The sequence below is a fragment of the Methanosarcina sp. UBA5 genome, assembly GCF_002505485.1.
Classification (GTDB): Archaea; Halobacteriota; Methanosarcinia; order Methanosarcinales; family Methanosarcinaceae; genus Methanosarcina.
Genome location: NZ_DAVG01000124.1, coordinates 4,861 through 11,963, shown reverse-complemented (window position 1 = coordinate 11,963; position 7,103 = coordinate 4,861). Strand labels below are relative to the sequence as shown.

Annotated in this window: 5 protein-coding genes and 1 pseudogene; 1 reads left to right on the top strand and 5 read right to left on the bottom strand. The window is 42.5% G+C overall.

What is annotated here, in order from left to right; all coding sequences use genetic code 11:
• Positions 1-107 precede the first annotated feature (107 nt).
• The 5 genes from BP621_RS15945 to BP621_RS15925 form a co-directional block, all read right to left on the bottom strand.
• A complete protein-coding gene (locus BP621_RS15945) occupies positions 108-989 on the bottom strand; it encodes a DUF58 domain-containing protein (protein WP_292391631.1) in 882 nt (293 codons plus the stop codon).
• A gap of 110 nt (positions 990-1,099) precedes the next feature.
• Positions 1,100-2,074 (bottom strand): AAA family ATPase, encoded by a 975-nt coding sequence (locus tag BP621_RS15940; protein ID WP_292391630.1) that lies wholly within the window; start codon positions 2,072-2,074, stop codon positions 1,100-1,102.
• Positions 2,075-2,252: 178 nt separating this feature from the next.
• Positions 2,253-3,146 carry a DUF7502 family protein gene (locus BP621_RS15935; protein ID WP_292391628.1) on the bottom strand — a complete coding sequence of 298 codons (894 nt, stop codon included), beginning with the start codon at positions 3,144-3,146 and terminating at the stop codon, positions 2,253-2,255.
• 433 nt (positions 3,147-3,579) lie between these two features.
• Positions 3,580-4,593, bottom strand: a complete 1,014-nt coding sequence (locus BP621_RS15930) for a prephenate dehydratase (RefSeq protein WP_292391634.1) — start codon at positions 4,591-4,593, stop codon at positions 3,580-3,582.
• A gap of 340 nt (positions 4,594-4,933) precedes the next feature.
• Entirely contained in the window at positions 4,934-6,466 is a 1,533-nt protein-coding gene (locus BP621_RS15925) for a DUF4139 domain-containing protein (RefSeq protein WP_292391627.1), read from the bottom strand.
• 425 nt (positions 6,467-6,891) lie between these two features.
• On the opposite strand from BP621_RS15925, the pseudogene BP621_RS15920 reads away from it, so the two are divergent.
• Positions 6,892-7,103 (top strand): annotated as a pseudogene (locus BP621_RS15920) (cell surface protein); the annotation flags it as partial.

The window sequence follows — 7,103 nt, the reverse complement described above, 5'->3', positions numbered from 1 at the left end:
TGAAGGAATTGAAAGTACAGCCGGCTTCGGACGGAGCATGTAAATAATAATAAGCGGGATTACACTCAGGAGAGCGGCAAGAGCAAGGGGGTTTTCAAAAGGCATTTTTAGTGTCTCCTTCTCCTGATTGTATAATAGAAAGCATCAAAAATAGGGGTGTCGGTTGTAAAAGTATAGAATTCAGCCCCTGCCTTCATGCAGGCTTTTTTAATCCTTGCGCTGTGATCATCGAGCTTTTTAAGATAGCGTTCTTTAAACTTCTCACTAACATAAGTCCGGATCTCCTCTCCGGTTTCAAGGTCTACGAGTTTGCTGTTACCCTGGATAGGGAGCACTTTTTCCGTGGGGTCGAGCACCTGGATCAGGATCAGATCGTGGTCAGATAGCCTGGAAACTGCGGTTTCTATTGCCTCAGGTTCCTGAAGAAAGTCCGAGATAAGGATTACAAGAGATCTGGACTTGATTTCCCGGCTGTACTTTATGACAGCTTCCCCGATGGAAGTGCCTCCGGACAGTTCAAGCTCTGTCAGCCTGTCGATTGCCCGCAGAAGGTTTTTTCGCCCGCGGCTGGGTTTATTTATATCGATTTCCTGTGTAAAGGTTGAGATTGCAAACCTATCATTATATTTTGTTACCATGTAGGCATAGCCTGCAGCGAGCATAGCAGCATATTCGAATTTCGAAGTCCCTTTTTCAGGGTAATCCATACTTTTACTGGCGTCCAGAAGTATGTGGGTCGTAAGGGTTTTCTCTTCCTCAAACTGCCGCACATAGAGCTTTTCCGTTCTCGCATAGGCTTTCCAGTCGATATCCTTCAGGCTGTCGTTAAGATCGTACTCCCTGAACCCAATGGTATCAATGCCGCGCCCGCTTCGGGTGGAGGGACGGTTTCCGGCATAAACGGTCGATACCCTTTTCCGAACAGAGAACGTAAACCGGTCAAGCTGCCTGAAAAAATCCGTTTCGATGTTTTGTTTTGTGCGAGTCATTCTGGATCGTCAATAAAAAGCCCGGTTTATTCCGGACTCGCGAAACCCTTCAAGGTTGTTTAAATTTATTTTACAGTTCTTCCCCTGGCCTGGCAATCCCAGCTCAGGTTTTATTTGAGCTTCCGGATAATCTCCTCAATAGCCTGATCAGGGGTCATCCCGCTTCTTTCGGCTTCGAAGGTCAGGATAAGCCTATGGCGGAGAACCGGATATGCCATATAATCGATATCCTCTTTGCTTACGAAGTTCCTGCCTTCTATGAGAGCTTTGGCTTTTGCTGCAAGGATAAGGCCTATGGATGCCCTAGGAGAAGCCCCATATTCGATGTGTTCTTTGTCCTTTCTTGTCATGCCCACAATAGAAAGAACGCGCTGCTTGAGTTCCTCGGAAATAGGGACCTGCCTGGTGAGCTTCTGTAAGTCGAGAAGCGTAGACTTTTCAAGACCCCTGGAAATCTTAGGGATTTCAGATTTCGTGTATCGGTTTATTATTTCCATTTCTTCTTCATGGGAAGGATAATCTACGAGGATTTTTAAGAGAAAACGGTCGAGCTGGGCTTCAGGCAGGGGATATGTGCCTTCCATTTCTATGGGGTTCTGGGTGGCAAGAATAAAAAAGGGACGATCCAGCAGGAAAGTATCATTTCCGACGGTCACCTGCTGTTCCTGCATAGCTTCCAGAAGAGCTGACTGGGTCTTCGGGGATGCCCTGTTAATCTCATCCGCAAGGACGACGTTTGCGAAAACCGGCCCTGGCTGGAACCTGAATTCTTTTTTGTTGTCTTTCTCTTCAATAACGTTTGTCCCTGTAATGTCAGAAGGCATGAGGTCAGGAGTACACTGAATCCTGCTGAATTTCAGGTTCATTGCCTTTGACACTGTGGAAATCATAAGCGTTTTTCCAAGCCCTGGATTGCTCTCAACGAGGGCATGCCCTTCGCAGAGTATTGCAATCACAATTTGCTCTACTACTTTATTCTGGCCCACCACAACATTTCCAATCTCTTCAAAAAAACTTTTGAAAATCCTGCCTGCGTTCTGGTAGGTCGTGGCAGCCTGCCCGGAGTCGGTATTAATCTCATTCATATCCGCTTCACCCTTTAAGTTTCTATTTTTAGAGGCTTAAAAAGCCCGCTTCTTCTGGATGTTATCTGCTCCTGCAGCAGTGTATCTCCAGTACACTGTCTGTTATTCAAAAATTGCTTTTATACAACTTTTGATAAAACTGAGTGCAGGTAAATCCGGCTTTAGATAAATTTTCCAATTATTCTTCTGCAAGTCCTTCAAAGTAACTCTGGATAACGTTCCTGTATCCTTCCGGTAGATTCTCATAATAAGTATCGGAAGCAGCCGCTTCAGGGTCTACAAGATCTGACTGGGTAAATGATTCGTTCTTCTTTTTCCCGGTTTCCTGGCTTGTAAAACCCTGCCCTGAGCCCGGAGGAATCTTCAGATCAATCTCTTTGCCTTCCACTACAACAACGGCAGGCTTCCCACCTAAGAGATTTTCTTGGCTGCTATTATTCGAAGTCCCACCGTTTTCTTCCACAGGATAAAGGTTAGTGTTCGAATTCGAAAGGGGCATCTTTTCGATCACTCCGTTAAGGTCAGTGGGGCTGAGAGCTGTCTGGTATCCGGTTCCGGCAACATATGCGAGAATGGAAACTGCAAAAACGATTACAATCAGCTCTTTTGCAAGTTTTCTCCTGTCAAAAAAGGACGAGGACCGTACGGGTTTTGAATCAATTATGACCCCACCTATAAGGTCCCGGACAATAATGTTGTCCGTATTGCGGTTATCATAGGCAGTCCTCAATCTCTCCTTGAGTACAGGATGTGTCTCTTCTATAAGGGCAATCGCATCTTTCTTTTCAGCCCTGTAATGCCTGATAGCTGTAAGGATAAGGGAGAGGGTAAAAGCCAGAAAAACAAGTCCCAGAGTTTCAAAAACAACTCCGAAGCCCAGAATGTTGTATTTTGAACCGGTATAAGGTTCGAAAGCGCTAAACATTAAAAATAAATCTCGCATATTGAAAAGCACGAAAAGGACATAAAGGACAAGATAGGTTGCAAGCAGGTCTGCAAAGGCATAGAGTCCTCTATATTTTTTTAGAGCCGATTCGTGTTTGTTTACTATTTCTTCAATACTCAGAGCCATCTCGCTCCCTTTTGCAGCCTGGAAAAGGGCTGTGATCGTAAATAGTTATGAGAAAGAATTCTGTACGGAACATACAAATATACTGTCAGAAGATCTTCTAGGAAGAGAATAGAGAAAGATAGTATATAAAAGTACACGTTCCTGAATATGCATTTTTTAGATTCGCACAATAATCCAATTTTTGTTAATTTTTGTCTTTAAATTAACAGCTTTGAATATATCGGGACCCCCTCACTGCTTTCTGCCAGAGTTCGCAGGATTCAGCCTCTGGCCTTTTGCTTTTTTAAATTGGAATCTATGATGACCTAAGATGGATAATTCTGGTGTTTTATAGGGGATGATTACAGTTTTTTAGAGGGATAAATACGATCCCTTAAAGACTGGTGATTGCGTTCTTAAAGATAGATCACTGAAGCGTTTTAAAGAAAGATAATTACTGTGTTTTAAAGGCGGGATAAGAACCCAGTATTTTTAGAGTATCGGTTTTACTTTTTATGTCTTTTAAGGTCTCTTTTATAAGTACATCACTTATATGTCCTTCAAAATCGATATAAAAGTAATAATCCCCAAGTTCTTTTTTAGAAGGTCTGGACTCGATTCTGGTCAGGTTAATCTTATTCTTTGCAAAAGCCCCGAGAATTTCGTATAATGCTCCTGGCCTGTCTTTTTCCAGATATACTATAATGGAGGTCTTGAAGACTGAATGGCTTGAATTCTCAGGCTTGATTTCGATTTCAGGCCGGAATTCAATTTCTTTTTGAGACCGAAAATTATGCCCTGGTTCCTGTCTAGAATAGGATTGCGATTCTACTTTACCTGATTTCTCCGGTTTGTTATCCGATTTATTATCGGTTTTATTTTCTTTATCTTCGGCACATAAAGCCTGCTCCGCAGGGCTTTTTTCTACGGCTCGCAAAGCAATGAAGCGGGTGTAGTTTTCTTTCCTGTCTTGTATATTTGGAAGGAGAACCTTCAGCCTGTAACACTCTGCAGCTTCAGGAGAAGCTATTGCTGCCATTTCTTCAAACTCTCCTGCAAGCCTTGCTGCGTGGGAGGTGCTGCCCGTGCTCCTGAGTTCAGCCTCAGGGAAATATTTTTTCAGAAAATGCCTGCACTGGGCAAGCCCCTGAGGATGTGATAATATGACCTTTACCTTCTCAGGCCCGCCTTTCGAGAGCAGGCAGTGCTCTATTTTCACAACGATCTCTCCGATTATCTCAACCCCATTTTCATGAAGTAAATCAAGAGTAACACCTACCGAACCTTCTATAGAGTTTTCTATCGGAACTATCGAGAGATCGGATTTTCCCTGTACCACAGCCAGAAATGCATCCTCTATATCTGCAAAGTACTGAATTTCCACACTATTTAGCCTATGTCTCAGAGTCCAGATTTGTGCAGCCTTTTCTGAGTACGAGCCTTCGGGTCCCAATACACCTATAATCATCTGAGAGGTTAATTGCGTGGATAGTAATAATATTTTTTGCCTCCCGAGTTCCGTCACCCGAGTTCCGTCACCCGAGTTCCGTCTCGGGAGGACGGTGCCCTTTTCGCTCACTTCGTTCGCTCAAGAGGGCTGAATTATAATAAAGATACTTAGCTAAGCCGATATGACTTAATTATGGGTAAGTAAATTGTCTTTCAACTAGCTCAGGGGCTGGTTTATGGGATAGATACTTCTGTTTTTCCGTTTTTCCGTTTTTCCGTAGCCTTAAGTTATGGATTAGATTTTCGACGAGCTTCGGCATTGTAACATCTGAATTTGGCAGTTTACTGCGGTATTTGGATTAGTAACTGCGTTCTACAGTGTAGGAAACTTTCTTTGAGCCATCTGCGGGTACGGTTATCTCCCATTCAGCGGTATAGGCATCTTTCTTCTCGTATGGGTCAGAAGTGTTTGTGATTTCCCATTCGCCGTAGAAGTGTTCCACAATTTTTACTTTCTGGGGCTCAGATTTGTGGTTTTTGATTTCGGTTTCGTAACTTTCTCTCCAGACAGTCGAGCTGATTTTATTGTAATTTGTCTGGGTTCTTTTTCCTGTTACATCAAAAGCGTTTCCGACAACAACCTTTATCTCTTCATCTTTAGGGATGTGTTTTATACTGTTTTCCCCGAGGAACTGAAGCTGTCCTTCTGAGTCTGTTTTGTATACTCTTAGAACCCCGGCAGGAAGAGGCATTCCAAGGCCTTTTTCCTTTGAATTGTTGAAGCTCAGGGCAACCTGCACATCACTGCTTTTTGAGACATCAAAAACGAGTTCTTTTTCTACAGGCACGGAATTAACAGAGAGCAGGGAAAGTTGTTTTATCTGATTATTCTTGAGGGTAGCCGGCCTTTGAAGGGTATAGAGGTGATACTCAAAGAGGGATTCCTCAACAAAACTTTCCTCGGCTGCGTCATATGTAACTCCTCCTTCTGCAACTGCTTCTCTCGCAGGCGTTTCCTTTGGTACCGCTACGCGGTGGACTTCCCCTGCAACCAGCTTCAGTTTTGCGTTCTCGTAGGTTGCTCCTGCTTTATTATTAACAGTAACCCAACCCTGGATATCGGCCTTCTTATCATCCGCACTGGTCTTTACGATATAGTTTGCTTTCCAGCTCATTCCGTTTGTAAGATAAGAAGTGAGAACATCCCGCTTGCCTGCGGCAGGCGAGTAGACCTGCCAGATAAGGGTAGGTTTTGTAAGCAGACCGGCAGAATCAGGAAACTCCACTTTCGAGATTTCGGAAAGAGTTACAATTTTCCCGTCGCTTAACTCGAGCACCAGCCCTTTGTCATCATTATAACTCATGAGAACCCCTGTGTATGTACCTCCTTCTGTTTCGGTTACAGTAATTTCCTTGTCCAGGAACTTCTCCAGAAGCTCTTTGCTGCTCACGAGATCGTATTCATAATTCTGCTCCAGTACGACAGTGCCATTATTTTTTGTATCCTCAAACATTACTGAGGTTGGATCAATAAGGGCAGCAACATCCGTATATTCTACCTTATTCACTCCGGAGTCAAGATTGAGTTCCCTTTTTTCCTTTACAAGGGCAAGGTCATTATTATAAACAGTAACTTCAGTACCTGAATCAATTGCCTGGGCACCTGCTGTAAGGATCTTCAAGGGGTCTGAAGCCTGTACTCTGGTAATTATGCTCGAACTGGATTCTATTCCGTTAACTGCAGTCTCAGACTTATCTGCTTGAGCTGCTTGAGCTGTATTTTCCTTAAAATTGTGATGAAAGGTAAAATCAGGATAGAAGAAAGCTGCAGATGTGGTTAAAATCAAGCCTGATACCAGAATAAGCCAGATGTAACTTTTCATTATTTTCATAAAAGATAAAAGGTAACTTTCTTATTTATATTTAGTTTTAGCTGCATTTATATCTAAAGTTCTTTATCCGGTTTTCAATATAGCTTTTTTTGAGGCTTTAAACATGGCTTCAGGATTTTAAATAGCTTTTATCATGACCTGTATCCTATTTATCCTTTTTTAAAGTTACAGGCTGTATTAATTCTGTTTGATTTTTAAAATGACAGTATAGAAGACAGTTATAAATAATATACACAACTTATACACAAATACATAATTAATAATATTCTAAAGTATGTGCTCAATTAATACTAAAAAGCCTGTAAAAGATGCAAATGATAGAAAATGAGCTAGACGAAAAATCGGGAAAAACAAGCTCATAAAAGAATCGGATGGCAGAGTCAGGTACCCAAAAAAATCTGGAAAAGAATTAAGGATCCTTTCTTATGAATCTCATCAAAGCCTTCGGGAATAAAAGCCGGATTAAACTATCAGGCTTTATTTCAGGCTTCGCTCTGATTATTCTGTTTGCCTGGACAGTAGTTCTCCCTGTCTCAGCCGCAGGGATAGAAGCGAGCAGGGAGATTTCTGCCGGAACGGTTAATCCAGGCGAAAGTTTTGCGGTAACCGTACATATAAGTACAGATCAAGATGTTGA